Origin of the sequence: Rhodoplanes sp. SY1 (assembly GCF_046000175.1) — a bacterium.
Lineage (GTDB): Bacteria > Pseudomonadota > Alphaproteobacteria > Rhizobiales > Xanthobacteraceae > Rhodoplanes.
On sequence record NZ_JBEOMB010000157.1, the window covers coordinates 18,904 to 34,852 of the forward strand.

The following is a 15,949-nucleotide window of genomic DNA, read 5'->3' on the forward strand; positions in this document are numbered from 1 at the left end:
GACTGCTGCGGGATTGGATCGCCTCGCCCCTCATGGTGAGGAGCGGCCGCAGGCCGCGTCTCGAACCATGAGGCCGCCCCGCCCTTCGAGACGCGGACCTTCGGTCCGCTCCTCAGGACGAGGGCGGAGAGAGGGTCTTTCTGTTGCGCGCCGGCATGAGCGGGCCATTTTCGGGACGGCGCATGCGCTTGCTTCGCACCACCGGGCTTCTGAGCCTTCTGATCGGCATCGCGGTGCTGATCGGCCTGACCGTCTGGTCGGGCACCGGCCTGGTGCGCGACGCGGTGGCCTCGATCGGCATCGGCATCGTCCTCGTGGTGCTGGTGCGGGCCGGCACCGCGAGCCTCGCCGCGGTCGGCTGGTGGGTGCTGTTCCCGCCCAAGGAGCGGCCGCGCCTGACGACCTGCCTGTCGCTGCGTTTCGTCCGCGAGGGGGCCAACGCGCTCCTTCCGCTCGGCCAGGTCGGCGGCGACCTGCTCGGCGCCCGCCTCCTCACCTTCGTCGGCGTGCCGGGTGCGCTCGCCACCGCCAGCGTCATCGTCGACGTGCTGGCGCTCGCCGTGACGCAGGCTCTCTTCGCCATGACGGGCCTCGCCGTGCTGATCTGGCTCGGCGCCGATTCCTCGATCGCCTGGATCGCGGCCGGCGGCCTCGCCCTCGCGCTGCCGGCGCTGGTCGGCTTCTGGATCGCCCAGCGGCGCGGCGGCCACCAGGCGTTCGGCTGGCTGCTGGCGCGCTTTCGCGGCGACTGGGCCCGCGTGGTCGGTCAGAAGGTCGACCGGCTGTTCCGCGATCTTTCGGCCCTGCATGCGAGCCGCAGCCGCATGGGCGCGAGCCTCGTGCTGCATTATCTCGACTGGCTCACCGGAATCGGCGAGGTCCTGGTCGCCTTCTGGTTCATGGGCCATCCGGTCAGCCTCGCCGAGGCGCTGGTGATCGAGAGCCTGATGCACGCGATCCGCGGTGCCGCCTTCGCGATTCCCGGCGCGCTCGGCGCCCAGGAGGGCGGGCTGATCGTCCTGTGCGCGGTGTTCGGCATTCCGCCCGACCAGGCCATGGCGCTGTCGCTGGTCAAGCGCGTCGCCGATCTCGCCACCGGCCTGCCGGGCCTGGTCATCTGGCAGTGGATGGAAGGGCGCCGCTGGCGTTCTACGCGCGGCGCGGCGACACCCGCGGCCGACCCGGCTTCGCCCGGCCCCGCGTCGCACACGCCGGCGGCCTGACGCGATGGCCGGCCCGATCGCCGTCCTGCTGATGCTGCTGGCGCTCGCCGGCTGCGCCTATCTGATCGCGGCCGCCGTGCTGGTCGGCCGCTTCGCCGCGCGGCCGTCGCCGACGGTCCCGCCCGGCGAGCCGGCGCCCGGCGTGACCGTGCTCAAGCCGCTGCACGGGGCGCCGCCCGGCCTCTTCGACGACCTTGCGACGTGGTGCCGTCAGACCTATCCGGGACCGCTGCAGATCGTCTGCGGCGTCGCCAGCCACGACGATCCGGCCGTCGTCGTGGTCGAGCGGCTGATCGCGGCGCATCCCGCGGTCCGTATCGATCTGGTGATCGATCCGACCCGGCACGGCAGCAACGGCAAGGTCTCCAACCTGATCAACATGGCCGGGAAAATCCGGCACGGCGTCGTGGTGGTGTCCGACGCCGACATCCGGCTGCGGCCGGACGATCTCTCGCGCGTGGTCGCGGCGTTGCGGCGGCCCGGCGTCGGCGCCGTCACGTGTCTCTACGGCGGGGAGGGGGCGGCCGGTGTGTGGTCCGACCTCGTCGCGCTCGGCCTCGTCTCGCATTTCCTGCCGAACGCCGTGCTGGGGCTGGAGATCGGCCGCGCAAGACCCTGCTTCGGCGCGCTGATCGGGCTCGATCGAAAAACCCTCGACGCCATCGGCGGCTTCTCGGCGTTCGCCGACACGCTCGCCGACGACTATGCGATCGGCGCCGCGGTGCGAGCCAAGGGGCTCGCCGTGGTGGTGCCGTCCTTCGCCGTGCTGCATCGTTGCGACGAGACGAGCCTCCAAGCCCTGTGGGCGCACGAGCTGCGCTGGGCCCGCACCGTGATGAGCCTCGATCCGCCCGGCTGGCTCGGCAGCGTGGTGACGCATCCGCTCGCCGCGGCGCTGCTCGCCGTCGCGTTCGGCGGTGGGCGGCCGGCGCTCGGCCTCGCGGTCGCCGCGATTGTGTGTCGTGCTCTGCTCGCGTTGCGGGTGGGTGTTGCTCTGGCGCGTCCCGTGCCGGCCCTTCCGCTCGTCCCGCTGCGCGACCTCTTGACCTTCGCGGTGTTCGTGGCGAGTTTCCTCGGCCGCGCGGTGACCTGGAAGGACCAGGATTTTCGCATGCGGGCGGACGGCACCTTCGTCGAGACGGACGGAGCCGGGCCCGACGGCCGCAAGACGATCGCCGGCACGACGGCGAAAGGGGAGTCCGTGGAATGATGCGCACGTTGTTCATGCAGGGGCCCTCCTACGACGGCTACGACGGCGGCGCCGGCGCACGTTATCAGTCCAAGCGCGAGATCCGCTCGTTCTGGTATCCGACCTGGCTCGCCCAGCCGGCCGCGCTGGTCGAGGGCTCCAAGCTGATCGACGCGCCGCCGCACCGGCTCGGCATCGACGACGTGCTGGGCGAGGTGAAGACCCGCGAGCTCGTGGTGCTGCACACCTCGACGCCGTCCTTCTCGTCCGACATCCGCACCGCCGAGGCGGTACGGGCCGCGAACCCGAGCGCCCTCATCGGCCTGGTCGGCGCCAAGGCGATGGTCGACCCGAACGGCAGCCTCGCCGGCTCGCCCGTCATCGACTTCGTGGCGCGCGAGGAGTTCGACTTCACCGTGAAGGAGATCGCCGAAGGCCGCGATCTCGCTTCGGTGAAGGGCATCTCCTGGCGCAACAGCGACGGCGTGATCACCCACAATCCGGATCGCGAGATCCTGGAGGACATGGACGCGCTGCCGTTCGTGAGCCCGGTCTACAAGCGCGACCTGGTGATCGAGAACTACTTCTCGGGCTATCTGCGCCACCCCTACCTGTCGTTCTACACGGGCCGCGGGTGCAAGTCGCGCTGCTCGTTCTGCCTGTGGCCGCAGACGATCGGCGGGCATCGCTACCGGGTGCGCAGCGTCGGCCACGTGATGGAGGAGCTTCGTTACGCGAAGCACGCCTTCCCGCAGGTCCAGGAGTTCTTCTTCGACGACGACACGCTGACCGACAACGCCCCGCGCGTCGAGGCGCTGGCGCGCGAGATCGGCAAGCTCGGCATCATGTGGTCGTGCAACGCCAAGGGCAACGTCTCGCGCGAGACCCTGAAGGTGATGAAGGACAACGGCCTGCGGCTGCTCGTCGTCGGCTACGAATCCGGCAACCAGCAGATCCTGCACAACATCAAGAAGGGCATGCGGATCGAGGTGGCCAAAAAGTTCACCAAGGACTGCCACGACCTCGGCATCCAAATCCACGGCACCTTCATCCTCGGCCTGCCGGGCGAGACCCGGGAGACGATCGAGGAGACGATCCGGTTCGCCACCGAGATCAATCCGCACACCATCCAGGTGTCGCTCGCCGCGCCCTATCCGGGCACGCATCTCTACGCCGAGGCGATCGAGAAGGGCTGGCTGCTCGACGAGAACATGCAGCTCGTCTCCCAGCACGGCGTGCAGGCGGCGGCGATGAACTACCCGCATCTCTCGCACACCGAGATCTTCACGTCGGTCGAGGATTTCTACCGCCGCTTCTATCTGCGCGCGCCCAAGATCGCCTCGATCGTCTCAGAGATGGTTCGCTCGCCCCAGATGATGAAGCGCCGCCTGCGCGAAGGCGTCGAGTTCTTCCGCTTCCTGCGCGAGCGCAAGGAAGCCCAGGCGTGCTGAGCTGATTTCATGTGACGACGGCCGAGCCGCGGGCTCTGCCGACCCTCTCCCCTCGTGGGAGAGGGTGGCGCGGACCGAAGGTCCGAGCCGGGTGAGGGGGCTCTCCTCTTGCTCCGAGCACGTGGCACGCCCCCTCACCCGTCCGCGCTTCGCGCGGCCACCCTCTCCCGCGAGGGGAGAGGGACAGAGCTGAGAGGTCTCGCCTCGTCATGAAACGCCTCGTGGTCACGGCCGACGATTTCGGACTCGCCGTCGAGGTGAACGCGGCGATCGAGGAGGCGCATCGCGACGGCATTCTCACCGCCGCGAGCCTGATGGTCGGCGCGCCGGCGGCGGCCGACGCGGTGGCTCGCGCCCGGCGCCTGCCCGATCTGAGAGTCGGCCTGCATGTGGTGCTGCTCGAGGCCCGCCCCGTGCTGCCACGTGATCAGGTGCCGGATCTGGTCGACGCGCACGGCCACTTCCGCAGCGACATGGTGCGGCTGGCAGTCGAGATCTTTGCTCGACCGTCGGTGCGCGCGCAGATGCGGGCCGAGGTCGCGGCGCAGTTTTCCGCCTTTCGCGACACCGGGCTGACGCTCGATCACGTCAACGCCCACAAGCACTTTCATCTGCATCCGACGATCCTCTCCGCCGTGATCGACGAGGCGCATAAGGCCGGCGTGAAAGGCCTGCGCCTGCCGGTCGAGCCGGCGAAGATCGTCGATGCGTGCGGGCAGGGCGCCTCGCCGCTCGGTGCCAAGGCGACGGCCTGGTGGGCCGGAATGCTCAGGCGGCGGGCGCGACAGGCGGGTCTGAAGATTCCGGATCAGGTCTTTGGGCTCGCCTGGTCGGGCGCCATGACGGCCGCCCGCACGGCCGCGCTGCTCGCGCGCCTGCCGGAAGGCGACACCGAGATCTACTTTCATCCGGCGACCGCCGACACGTTCCCGGGCCATGCGCCGGGCTACCGTTATGCCGACGAGCTCGCGGCGCTCACCGAAGCCGACGTGATCACGACGGCGGAGCGGTCGGGAGCGGTGCGGGGCGGGTTTCTGGGTTTCGCCACGACGTAACGAAGCCGGTCAATCCGGGCTCGCCGCTGCGCGGCGCCCCGGAATGACGGGCCTCACCCCACCATCCCGGTCGCTCTGAACCACGCCAGCGCGTCGGCGACGCCCTCCTGCCACGGGCGTGACACATAGCCGAGGTCGCGCCGCGCCTTGCGGTCGTCGAAGAACATGCGGTATTTGGCGAGGCGCAGGCCGTCGGCGGTGACGAAGGGCTCGCGGCCGGTCAGCTTGGCGACGCCTTCCGCCGCCCAGGCGAGCGGGAAGAGGGCGCGGCGCGGCAGCTCGATGCGGGGGGGCCGGCGGCCGACCCGGCCGGCGATCTCGATCAAGAGGTCGCGCAGGAAGACGTTCTCGCCGCCGAGAATGTAACGCTCGCCGATCACGCCGTGCCGAAGCGCGAGCAGATGGCCGGCCGCGACGTCGTCGACATGGGCGAGGTTGAGGCCGGTGTCGACGAAGGCCGGCATGCGACCCGCCGCCGCCTCGACGATGATGCGGCCGGTCGGGGTCGGCTTGATGTCGCGCGGGCCGATCGGCGTCGACGGGTTGACGATCACGGCCGGCAGCTTGTCACGGGCCACCATCTCCTCGACGACGCGCTCGCCCAGAACCTTGCTCTTCTTGTAGGCGCCGATCGCGGCGTCGGCATCGAGCGGCATGGTCTCGTCGGCGACGACGCCGACCGCCAGCTTCAACGTCGCGACGCTCGACGTGTAGACGACGCGCTCGACCCCGGCGCGCAGCGCCTCCGCCATCACCAGCCGGGTGCCGTCGACGTTGACGCGGAACAGCACGCGCGGGTCCGGTGCCCACAACCGGTAGTCGGCCGCGACATGAAACACGTGCCGCACGCCGTGCATGGCGCGACCGAGCGAGGCCGCGTCGGTCACGTCGCCGGTGACCACCTCGTCTTCTGGCGAGAGGTTGTCCCGCGGGCTCGTCGGCCGCACCAGCACGCGCACCGCGAAGCCCTCGCGCCGCAGCACGCTCGCGACGGCGGCTCCCAAAAATCCGCTGGCTCCGGTGACCAGGGCGATGTCGGACGGCAACGTGATCTCCTCGTGGTTCGGCCCCTCCTACACGAAAAAGCCCGGCGCCGCGAGGCGCCGGGCTTCGACGAGGAACGCCGCGAAAGCGGTGATCACGCCGCCTCGGCGGTCTCCGCCGCGGCCTTGTACTGCTTGGAGCGCTTGAGCAGCATCGGCAGGAACAGGAAGGCGACGGCGCAGATCAGGAGCACCAGCGAGATCGGCTTCTCCAGGAAGATCATGTTCGATCCCTTGGAGATGATCAGCGCCTGGCGATAGGCCTGCTCCAGCCGCCCGCCGAGGATCAGGCCGAGGATCAGGGGCTCGACCGGATACTTGTTGACCCGCATGTAGTAACCGAGCAGGCCGGCGGCGCCGGTCAGCACCAGGTCGACGGCGCTGTAGCTGAGCGACCACACGCCGATCGTCGAGATCACCAGCACGGTCGGCATCAGGTACATGGCCGGGATGCGCATGACCCGGGCGAAGACGTTGACCAGCGGCCAGTTGAGCAGCAGGAGCAGCGTGTTGCCGACATACATGCTGGCGATCAGCGTCCACACGATGGCGCCGTGCTTCTCGAACATCAGCGGGCCGGGCGTGATGTCGAGCATCATCAGGGCGCCGAGCATCACGGCGGTGGCGCCGCCGCCCGGCAGGCCGAGCGTGAGGAGCGGCACCAGCGAGGCGCCGCTCGCCGCGTTGTTGGCCGATTCCGGATTGGCGACGCCGCGGATGTCGCCAGTGCCGAGCCGCTCGGGATGCTTGCAGACCCGCTTCTCGAGATTGTAGGCGATGAAGGTCGAGAGCGTCGCCCCGGCGCCCGGCAGCATGCCGATGACGAAGCCGAACACGGTGCCGCGCAGGATCGCCGGCAGGCTGTAGACGAACTCGGACCACGAGATCCACACCTTGCCGGCCTTGACGATCTGGGCCCGGGTCCCCTCGTGCACCTCGCGCGCCGTGATCACCACCTCGGTCAGGGCGAACATGCCGATGGCGACGACGACGAAGTCGACGCCGTCCTGCAGGAACGGGTTGCCGAAGGTGAAGCGCGCCGCGCCCGACACGAGGTCGATGCCGATGGTCGCGATCATCAGGCCGAGGCAGGTCGAGATGATCGACTTGGTCACGTTGGTGCCGGTCAGGCTCGCCACCGTGCACAGGCCGAACACCATCAGGGCGAAGAACTCGGCCGGTCCGAACAGCAGGGCGTAGCGGGCGATCGGCGCGCCGACGAAGGTCAGCATCAGCACCGAGAAGGTGCCGGCGATGAACGAGCCGATCGCCGCGACGGCGAGCGCCGGGCCGGCGCGGCCCTGCATGGCCATCTTGTGGCCGTCGATCGTGGTGATCACCGAGGCGGATTCGCCCGGGATGTTGACCAGGATCGAGGTGGTCGAGCCACCGTACATCGAGCCGTAATAGACCGAGGTGAGCAGGATCAGCGCGGTCGCGGGCGGCATGCTGAAGACGAGCGGGATCAGCATGGCGAGCGTCGCGGTGGGGCCGAGGCCCGGCAGCACGCCGATCAGCGTGCCGACCAGGCAACCGCACAGCGCGATGAGGAGATTCAGGGGCAGGAGGGCGACCGCGAAGCCGTTCAGGAGATGCTCGAACATGATCGCGTCCTCACCAGGCCAAGAGCTCGAGCACGCCGAGCGGCAGGCGCACGTTCAGGCCGTACTTGAAGCCGAAGAACACCACCAGCGTGACGCCGAGCGACAGCCCGAGCAGAACGTGCAGGCGCTTCTCGCCGAGCAGCCAGGTGAAGGCGAACAGCAGCACGAAGGTCGCGACCGGGAAGCCGACATCCGGCATGAACCACAGATAGGCGAGGACGACGGCCCACAGCGCGACGAAGTACCAGTCGAGCCCGAGCCGGGCGAGCAGGTTGCCCCGCGGCGCCGCGGCTTCGCCGGCGGCCGGCGCGGCGCCGTCGCGCTTGGCGCGGATGCGGGCCATGAGGTCGGCGGGTGACACGAGGAGCCACAGGCCCATCGCGGCGAAGACGAGACCCAGGAGCTCCGGAAACGTCTTCGGCCCCGGCGTGTCAGGGAGCTGATAGAAGTCCGGGATGTTGAAGGTCTCGAAAAGGTATGCGCCGGCGACCAGCAGGATCACCAGGCCTTCGAGGCGGGTGCGCAGCGACCCGCGCGTGGCGACGTCCATGGAGCTCATCCTTGCCCGTTCGTTCTCGCGAGGACCGCGGCCCGGGGTGCCGGGCCGCGGCCGGGCGGCCTATTTCAGGAAGCCGAGCTCCTTCAAGAGGACGCGGTACTGTGCGGCCTCCTCGTTCACGTACTTCGCGAACTCGTCACCGAGGCGCGTCGTCGGCTCCCAGCCGAGCTTCTCGCGCTCGGCCGCGAACTCCGGGGAGGCGACCATCTTCTTCATGGTCTCGATCCACCAGTCGTAGGCCTCCTTCGGCACGCCCGGCGCCATGTAGTAGCCGCGCCATATCACGTAGTTGACGGCGGCGCCCTGCTCGGTCGCGGTCGGGATCTCCGGGAATTTGGTCGAGCGCTTGTCGGACAGTACCGCGAGGCCGCGGATCTTGCCGGCCTCGAGCTGGCCGGCCGCCTCCGAGATGTCGAGCGCGGCGATCTGGGTGTGGCCGCCGAGCATCGAGGTGAGCGCCTCGCCGCCGCCCTGGAACGGCACGTAGACGACCTTGGTCGGCTCGACCCCGATCGCCTTGGCGAACAGCGCGACCTTCATGTGGTCCTGGCCACCGGGGGCGGAGCCGCCCGAGAACGTGACGGACTTCGGATCGGCCTTCATGGCCGCCGTCACGTCGGCGAGCGTCTTGTACTTGGAGTCCGCCGTCACGAAGAAGCCGCCGAGCTCGGCGCCGACCTGAGCGAGCGGCATCACGTCCTTGAACGTGTAGGGCGTGCGGCCGAGCGCCACCGTGAAGGTGAGGGCGTTGGAGGCCGAGACGATCAGGTTGGTGTCGCCCTTGCGCTTGGTCGCGACGTTGGCGATCGCAACGGCGCCGCTGCCGCCCGGCATGTTGGTGACGTAGATCGAGCCCTTGAAGGCGCCGGTCTTCTGCAGAACCGTCGAGGCGGTGCGGCAGGTGATGTCCCAGCCGCCGCCGGGATTGGCCGGGGCGATGCATTCGCCCTGTCCCTTGGGCTCCCAGGCGGAGGCCGGACCGACGGCCAGCGGGCTCGCGAGAGCGAGCCCCGCGAGAAGCAGCGCAGTTCGTGTCGGCGCGAAAGATGTCATGGACGGTTTCCTTTCCAGCGGCGTGAGCTGGAGCACGCGGTCGATGCCGCTGTCAGCTCCGTTGAAGCAGGTCTGGGCGTTCGTCAAGCGATTGCGGCGCGGGCGGATCCTTACACGGAGCTGACACGCTGCATCGAGCTGGCACGATCCGGGATCGCCGCGGTGGCGTCGTCTCGCAGGTGCGAACGGTGCGGACGATCGCGGTCGGCATGGCGGAGACCTCGTCAGAACGGCAGCGTGTCGGCGAGCCCGAGCTCGGCCGCGAGCCGGGTGAGATCGGTGCGTGTGTCGTCCGGCAGGGCGAGGCCGAGGCGGCGGTTTTCGGCGTCGTCGCGGGCCTCGCGCTCGCCCGGATAGAGAATCTCGTCGAAGCCCTGCGCGGTCGGCACCCGTTTCAGCGACGTGATCAGCTCGCCCATGCGGGCCGCGAACTGGTCGCGCGGCTGGATGGTGTCTATGTCGATCGCGATCATCAGATGGCCGGCGCCGCTCTTCCGCTCGCTCTGATAGGGTCCGTGGACGTCGGCGCCGAAGGCGCTGCCGGTGAGCACGCCGGCCAGCATGTCCATCACGAGCGCGATGCCGTAGCCCTTGTGCTGCGCCATCGGCAGGATCACGCCGGCGATCGCCTCGGTCGGATCGGTGGTCGGGGCGCCGTCCGCCGTGATGGCCCAGCCCTCTGGGATCGGCCGGCCCTCCTGCCTGGCGAGATAGATCTTGCCGCGCGCGACGCCCGTGTTGGCGATGTCGAGAACGAGGGGCGCGCGGTCGCCGGCCGGCGCCGCCCACGACCACGGATTGGTGCCGACCGTCTTCTCGCGGCCGCCCCACGGCGCCATCGCCGGGCTCGCATTGGTGGCGAGAAACGCCACGCAGCCCTGCGGCGGCGCCATCAGGGTGAAGTACATCGCGGTGCCGAAGTGATTGGAGTTCCGCATCGCCACGGCGGCGATGCCGTGCCGCTTGGCGCGGGCGATCGCCTCGCGGGCGCCGAACGCCGCCACCACCTGGCCCATCGCATCATGGCCGTCGATCACGGCGAGGCCGCCGGCATCCGTCACGATCTCGGGTCTTGCACGCGGATCACACACGCCCGCCTTCAGCCGCGCCGCATACCAGGGCAGGCGCAGCACGCCGTGGCTCTGGTGACCCCAGAGATCGGCCTGGACCAGCGTGTCGGCGCACAGGTGGGCATCGTCCTCGGCGAGGCCGAGCGTGCGATAGACGGCGGAGGCGAAATCGCGGAGGCGATCCGGTGAGACGCGGCAGGCCTCGGCGCCGTCGGGAGACGTCATGGGCACGTCCGTTGCGCGAATGCCGGGCGCGCGGAGGCGGGTCGACGGCAGACGTCAGGAGCAGGACGGTCGTACAGCACCACACCGTGGTGCGTAATCGGGAGCGCCACGGATGCGGGGGCGCGGCGGCCCGCGATTCAGGCCGGAACCGTGCGGCGCGCGTGCTGAACGGCCGCCAGCACGCGCGCAGCCGGTATGTCCCGCATGCAGGCGTGGTGGCCCATGCGGCAGGTCGGCTTGTGGCAGGGCCGGCACGGCACGTCCGTCGTCGTCTCGATGGTGGCGGCGATCGGGTTGAGGGGCGCCCAGTGCCAGGCGCTGGTCGGGCCGAAGATGCCGACCGTCGGCGTGCCGATGGCGGCCGAGACGTGCAGGAGGCCGGAGTCGTTCGAGGCGACGACGTCGGCGGCGGCCAGCCCCAGGATGGCGTTGCGCAAATCCGTGCCGGTGAGGTCGCGCACGCGCTCGCCGCCGCGCCCGGCGATCACCTCCGCCTGCGCCTTCTCGCCGGGGCCGCCCAGCACCCAGATCTCGAAGCCCTCGGCCGCGAGCTGCCTGGCGACCTCGCCGTAGTATTCGGCCGGCCAGCGCTTCGAGGGACCGACCGCCCCGGGCGCGAGCGCCGCCACGGGCCGCCCGCCCGTCAGCCCCATGCGCTGCCGCCAGGAGGCCACCTCGGTGGCCGGGACGACGAGCTGCGGCACCGGCCATTCGGCCGGTCGTGGCGCATCCTTCGGCAGCGCCAGCACGGCGCACTGGTCGATCATCCGGGGCAGCTGCTTCTCGCCGAACCGCAGGTCGTTGACGACGCCGAACCGCATCTCGCCCAGAAGTCCGGTGCGCACCGGGATGCCGGCCAGAAACGGCGCCAGCGCGGCCTTCCACTTGCGCGACATGATCAGCGCCTGGCCATAGCCCTCGGGCTTCAGCCGCGTGGCGAGCGCCCGGTGCTCCGCGAAGGCGAGCCGGCCGCGCGGCAGGTCCCACACCACGCCCTTGTGCACGCCCGGCATGTAGTCGAGAAGGGGTGCAACCATCGCGGTGGTGAGCACGTCGACGGGGCGCTCCGGATCCTGCTCCTTCAGGAGTCGCACAACGCTGTGGCAGCGGACGAAGTCGCCGATCCACATGTACGGGACGATCAGCACGGGCGCCCGTCCCGGGCGAGCCGGGGAGGTCGGGGGGGGAGGTGCGGCCGAGAACGTCATGGGGCCGAGGCGCTAGCCCGGTCGCGGCCGGAAGTCCAGGGGGGTGTGCCGCCGCACACCCGAAGGGCTGGGCGCCGGAGGCCCGGGGGCAGTCCCGTGTTGCGGAGGCCCGGCGGGGGGGCTAGGGAACCCGGCCGGCCCGGCGGCCGGCAGATGGCCGATCCGGCCGGCCGAACCGGCCGGGGGCCGGCCCAACCGGCCGGGGGCCGGCCGAACAGGTGGGTTGCGACGATGCTGTTGGTGACGGGCGGGGCGGGCTTCATCGGCTCCAACGTGGTGGCGAGCCTCAACGAGGCCGGCCGCACCGATGTCGTCGTCAACGACTGGCTGGGCACCGAGACCAAGTGGCGGAACCTCGCCAAGCGCGAGATCGCCGATTTCGTGCCGCCCGAGGATCTGGCCTGGTGGCTGGACGGGCGACGGCTCGACGCCGTCATCCACATGGGGGCGAACTCCGACACCACGGCGCGCGACGGCGACGAGGTGATGGAGAGTAACTTCCGCCTGTCGCTGATGCTGCTCGACTGGTGCACCAAGAACCGCGTCCCGTTCATCTACGCCTCGTCGGCCGCGACCTACGGCAACGGCGAGGGCGGCTTCGTCGACGACGAGGATCTCGCCGCCCTGCGCAGGCTCGCGCCGATGAATCTCTACGGCTGGAGCAAGCATCTCTTCGACCTCGCCCTGAAGGGGCGGCAGGCGCGCGGCGAGCCGCTGCCGCCGCAATGGGTGGGGCTGAAGTTCTTCAACGTGTTCGGGCCGAACGAGTACCACAAGGGCGAGATGGCGAGCCTGGTCGCCAAGCGCTTCGAGGACGTCAAGGCGGACCGCACCGTCACGCTGTTCAAGTCGCATCGCGACGGCATCGCGAACGGCGACCAGCGCCGCGACTTCATCTGCGTCGACGACGCCGTGGCGGTGCTGCGCTGGTTTCTCGACACGCCGACCGTGTCGGGGATCTTCAACGTCGGCACCGGCGAGGCAAGGAGCTTCCGGGATCTGATCACGGCGGAGTTCGCGGCGCTCGGCAAGCCGCCGAGGATCGAGTACATCGACATGCCGCTGTCGATCCGCGACCAGTACCAGTACTTCACCCAGGCCTCGGTCGAGAAGCTGCGCCGGGCCGGGTACAACGGCGGCTTCACCCCGCTCGAGGACGCGGTCGGCCGCTACGTCACCGGCTTCCTCGATAAGGCGGACCGGTACAGGTAGTCATCTCCGTCATCCCGAGGTGCCCGGCGGAGCCGGGCCTCGAAGGATGCGGCCCGGGCCGTCGCCCTTCGAGGGCCGCTTCGCGGCCACCTCAGGGTGACGGTTTGAATTCGAACCAGATCACGTCCGATCGGCAGGCCCCATGCTCGACGTCGAACTCTCCCTCTCGCGCATCCCCTCGCAGACCGTCCTCTGCGTCGGCGACCTGATGCTCGACCAGTTCGTCTATGGCGAGGTGTCGCGGGTGTCGCCCGAGGCGCCCGTGCCGGTGATCGCCGTGAAGCGCGAGGAGACGACCATCGGGGGCGCCGGCAACGTCGCCTGCAACATCGCGACGCTCGGCGCCGCCTGCGTGTTCGTCGGCGTCGTCGGCGACGACGCCGCCGGCCAGACCTTGCGCACCGCCTTCGCGCGGCACGACGGACGGGTGGATGCACGGCTCGTGGTCGATCCGGAGCGGCCGACCATCCGGAAGCTGCGCTTCGTCTCCGAGCACTATTCGAGCCACCTTCTGCGAGCCGACTGGGAGCGCGCCGCGCCGGTGCCGGAGGCGATCGAGGACGAGATCCTCGCGCAGGTCGACGTCGCGCTGCCGGATGTCGGCGCCGTGGTGTTGTCCGACTACGCCAAGGGCGTGCTGACGCCGCGCGTCGTGCGCGGCGTGATCGCGCGGGCGAAGACGCTCGGCAAGCCCGTGATCGTCGATCCCAAGGGACGCGACTTCGCGGTCTATCGCGGCGCCACCCTGATCACGCCGAACCGCAAGGAGCTCGGCGAGGCCTCGCGCCGGCCACTCGCCGACCTCGACACGATCGCGACCGCCGCCGAGGAGCTGCGCCGCGCCGCCGAGAGCGACGCCCTGCTCGTCACGCTGAGCGAGGAGGGCATGCTGCTCAAGGAGGCGGGGCGGCCGGCCGTGCACGTGCCGGCCGCCCCGGTGCGGGTGCGCGACGTCTCCGGCGCCGGCGACACCGTGGTCGCCGTGCTCGCCCTGATGCTCGCCACGGCGGCCGGCTTCGAGGCGGCGATGCGGGCCGCCAACGCCGCGGCCGCCGTGGTGGTCGGCAAGCGCGGCACCGCGACCGTCTCGGTGCTCGAGCTGCGCTCGCAGCTCCTGCCCGCCGCGGCCCTCGCCTCCGAGGAGAAGATCGTCTTCGACCACGCGCTGCTCGGCGAGCGGGTCGCGGCGTGGCGGGCGCAGGGCCTGCGCATCGGCTTCACCAACGGCTGCTTCGACATTCTGCATCCCGGCCATGTCCGGGTGCTGAGCCGGGCGCGCGCCGCCTGCGACCGCCTGGTCGTCGGCCTCAACAGCGACGCTTCGGTGAAGCGTCTGAAGGGGGAGGGGCGGCCGATCCAGGACGTCGTCGCGCGCGCCGACGTGCTCGCCGCGCTCGAAGCCGTCGACCTCGTCGCCGTGTTCGAGGAGGATACGCCGATCGAGCTGATCAAGCGGCTGCGCCCCAATGTGCTGATCAAGGGATCCGACTACCGGGTCGACCAGGTGGTCGGCCACGACGTGGTCGCGTCCTATGGCGGCGAGGTGGTGCTGGTCGATCTCGTGCCGGGCCACTCGACCACCGGCATCCTGAAAAAGTCCGGCCAGGCGCCGGACCGCGCCGGCGGCCCGGCCGTGCCGGATACGATGCCGGGGTGACGCCGACTTGATGCCTCGTGTCCCGGGCGCGGCGCGGAGCGCCGTGACCCGGGACCCAGGGCCGCACGAAGAGGTCACTGCCGATACGCTCCTGGGTCCCGGCTCGCGCTGCATCGCTTCGCGCTGCAACGCGTCCGGGACACAGGCGCGCTCACTTCGGCCGGGTCATCCGGAACAGCGTCTCGGGCACCGCCTCGAAATACTGGTCGCGGTAGCCGCCCCGCATGATCGGATGCGCCGCGCCGGTATCGAACAGGCCGTCGCGCAGATACGCGCGGTCGATATGGACCCCGACCACCTCGCCGATGGTCAGCCAGTGGTCGGCCGAGCGGCCGTCTACTCCCTTGAGTTCGACGATCTGCACCACGCGGCATTCCAGAGCCGCCGGGGAGGCGGCGACGCGCGGCGGCTCGACCAGCCGGCTCGGCGCGGGGGCGAGGCCGGCGAGGCCGAACTCGTCGACCTCGGCCGGCACGGTCGCCGAGGTGGCGTTCATGGCCGCGGCGAGGGCGCGGGTCGCCATGCTCCACACGAACTCGCCGGTCGCCTCGGCGTTGAGGAGGCTGTGCTTGCGGCCCTGCGACGAGAACACGATCATGGGCGGCTTGTCGCAGACCGCGTTGAAGTAGCTGTAGGGGGCGAGGTTCGGCACCCCGTCCGGGCTCACGGTCGAGATCCAGCCGATCGGCCGCGGTGCGACCAGGGCCTTGAAGGGATCGTGCGGCAGGCGGTGGCCGGCCGTGGGCTCGTAGAAGTGGACGTCGTTCTCGTGCGGGTCGCTCATGCCGCGACACTAGACGGTCGCTCCGTCGGCGCAAAGCCGCTGGCCGGTGGAGCGGCGCGGCCCTGGACCGCCGCGCCCTGGACCGCCGCGCCCGGGACCGCCGCGCCGGCCGGTTCACCGCACGGCGAGGGTCGGGTTTCCGTTCCGCCTGAAATGCCTTAAGCAGGCGCGTTGCGTCGTCGCGCCTCGTGGCTGTCGCGGTCGTCCGGCGCGCGGTCCGCGTGCGCTCCGGTCGGCCCCACCGTCGGCGGGCCGGTCGCCGTCGGCGGGCCGGACGTCGCAGCTTGGTCGGTTCAGCGTCTCGAACGGTTTCTCCATGGCTCGTCCGAAAATCGTCCCCCTCCTGCTCGCCGGCGGCTCCGGCACGCGGCTCTGGCCGGTGTCGCGCGACGCGATGCCGAAGCAGTTCCTGCCGCTGGTCGGCGATCGCTCGACCTACCAGCAGGCGCTGGCGCGGGTCTCCAATCCGGACCTGTTCGCGCCGCCGATCGTCATGACGGCGAACGACTTCCGCTTCTTCGCCAAGACCCAGGCCGAGGCGCTGGGGATCGACGCGACGGTCGTGCTGGAGCCGCTGCGGCGCGACTCGGGACCGGCGATCGCGGCCGGCGCGGCG

Annotated in this window: 14 protein-coding genes; 7 read left to right on the plus strand and 7 right to left on the minus strand. The window is 70.5% G+C overall.

Translation table 11 applies throughout. The features are described from left to right. Positions 1–182: 182 nt before the first annotated feature. The 4 genes from ABTU92_RS26585 (at position 183) to hpnK (ending at position 4,918) form a co-directional block, all read left to right on the plus strand. Positions 183–1,223, plus strand: a complete 1,041-nt coding sequence (locus ABTU92_RS26585) for a lysylphosphatidylglycerol synthase domain-containing protein (protein ID WP_408094607.1) — start codon at positions 183–185, stop codon at positions 1,221–1,223. Between the two features lie 4 nt (positions 1,224–1,227). Continuing rightward, positions 1,228–2,433, plus strand: a complete 1,206-nt coding sequence (hpnI, locus tag ABTU92_RS26590; RefSeq protein ID WP_408094608.1) for a bacteriohopanetetrol glucosamine biosynthesis glycosyltransferase HpnI — start codon at positions 1,228–1,230, stop codon at positions 2,431–2,433. Next, positions 2,433–3,863, plus strand: a complete 1,431-nt coding sequence (gene hpnJ, locus ABTU92_RS26595) for a hopanoid biosynthesis associated radical SAM protein HpnJ (RefSeq protein WP_408094620.1) — start codon at positions 2,433–2,435, stop codon at positions 3,861–3,863. The genes hpnI and hpnJ overlap by 1 nt, the downstream gene beginning before the upstream one ends. 209 nt (positions 3,864–4,072) lie before the next feature. Next, positions 4,073–4,918 carry a hopanoid biosynthesis-associated protein HpnK gene (gene hpnK, locus ABTU92_RS26600; RefSeq protein WP_408094609.1) on the plus strand — a complete coding sequence of 282 codons (846 nt, stop codon included), beginning with the start codon at positions 4,073–4,075 and terminating at the stop codon, positions 4,916–4,918. A 53-nt stretch (positions 4,919–4,971) separates the two neighbouring features. On the opposite strand, the gene hpnA is transcribed toward hpnK, so the two are convergent. The 6 genes from hpnA to waaF form a co-directional block, all read right to left on the minus strand. After that, positions 4,972–5,964, minus strand: a complete 993-nt coding sequence (gene hpnA / locus ABTU92_RS26605; protein ID WP_408094610.1) for a hopanoid-associated sugar epimerase — start codon at positions 5,962–5,964, stop codon at positions 4,972–4,974. A 92-nt stretch (positions 5,965–6,056) separates the two neighbouring features. Beyond that, entirely contained in the window at positions 6,057–7,565 is a 1,509-nt protein-coding gene (locus ABTU92_RS26610; RefSeq protein WP_408094611.1) for a tripartite tricarboxylate transporter permease, read from the minus strand. Positions 7,566–7,575: 10 nt separating this feature from the next. After that, positions 7,576–8,115, minus strand: coding sequence for a tripartite tricarboxylate transporter TctB family protein (locus ABTU92_RS26615; RefSeq protein WP_408094612.1), 540 nt, complete (start codon positions 8,113–8,115; stop codon positions 7,576–7,578). Positions 8,116–8,184: 69 nt separating this feature from the next. Next, positions 8,185–9,177 (minus strand): Bug family tripartite tricarboxylate transporter substrate binding protein, encoded by a 993-nt coding sequence (locus ABTU92_RS26620; RefSeq protein WP_408094613.1) that lies wholly within the window; start codon positions 9,175–9,177, stop codon positions 8,185–8,187. A gap of 224 nt (positions 9,178–9,401) precedes the next feature. Continuing rightward, positions 9,402–10,472, minus strand: a complete 1,071-nt coding sequence (locus ABTU92_RS26625) for an Ldh family oxidoreductase (protein WP_408094614.1) — start codon at positions 10,470–10,472, stop codon at positions 9,402–9,404. A gap of 137 nt (positions 10,473–10,609) precedes the next feature. Further along, positions 10,610–11,680, minus strand: coding sequence for a lipopolysaccharide heptosyltransferase II (gene waaF / locus ABTU92_RS26630; RefSeq protein ID WP_408094615.1), 1,071 nt, complete (start codon positions 11,678–11,680; stop codon positions 10,610–10,612). Between the two features lie 231 nt (positions 11,681–11,911). Here waaF and rfaD point away from each other — a divergent pair, with 231 nt between their 5' ends. After that, positions 11,912–12,892, plus strand: coding sequence for an ADP-glyceromanno-heptose 6-epimerase (rfaD, locus tag ABTU92_RS26635; RefSeq protein WP_408094616.1), 981 nt, complete (start codon positions 11,912–11,914; stop codon positions 12,890–12,892). Positions 12,893–13,034: 142 nt separating this feature from the next. After that, on the plus strand, positions 13,035–14,549 hold the full coding sequence (gene rfaE1 / locus ABTU92_RS26640) for a D-glycero-beta-D-manno-heptose-7-phosphate kinase (RefSeq protein ID WP_408094617.1): 1,515 nt from the start codon (positions 13,035–13,037) through the stop codon (positions 14,547–14,549). A 151-nt stretch (positions 14,550–14,700) separates the two neighbouring features. Here the strand turns inward: rfaE1 and ABTU92_RS26645 are convergent, their stop codons facing one another. Then, positions 14,701–15,333, minus strand: a complete 633-nt coding sequence (locus ABTU92_RS26645) for a flavin reductase family protein (protein ID WP_408094618.1) — start codon at positions 15,331–15,333, stop codon at positions 14,701–14,703. Between the two features lie 316 nt (positions 15,334–15,649). Here ABTU92_RS26645 and ABTU92_RS26650 point away from each other — a divergent pair. Then, positions 15,650–15,949 (plus strand): sugar phosphate nucleotidyltransferase (locus ABTU92_RS26650; RefSeq protein ID WP_408094619.1); only part of this gene is annotated, 300 nt, incomplete at its 3' end.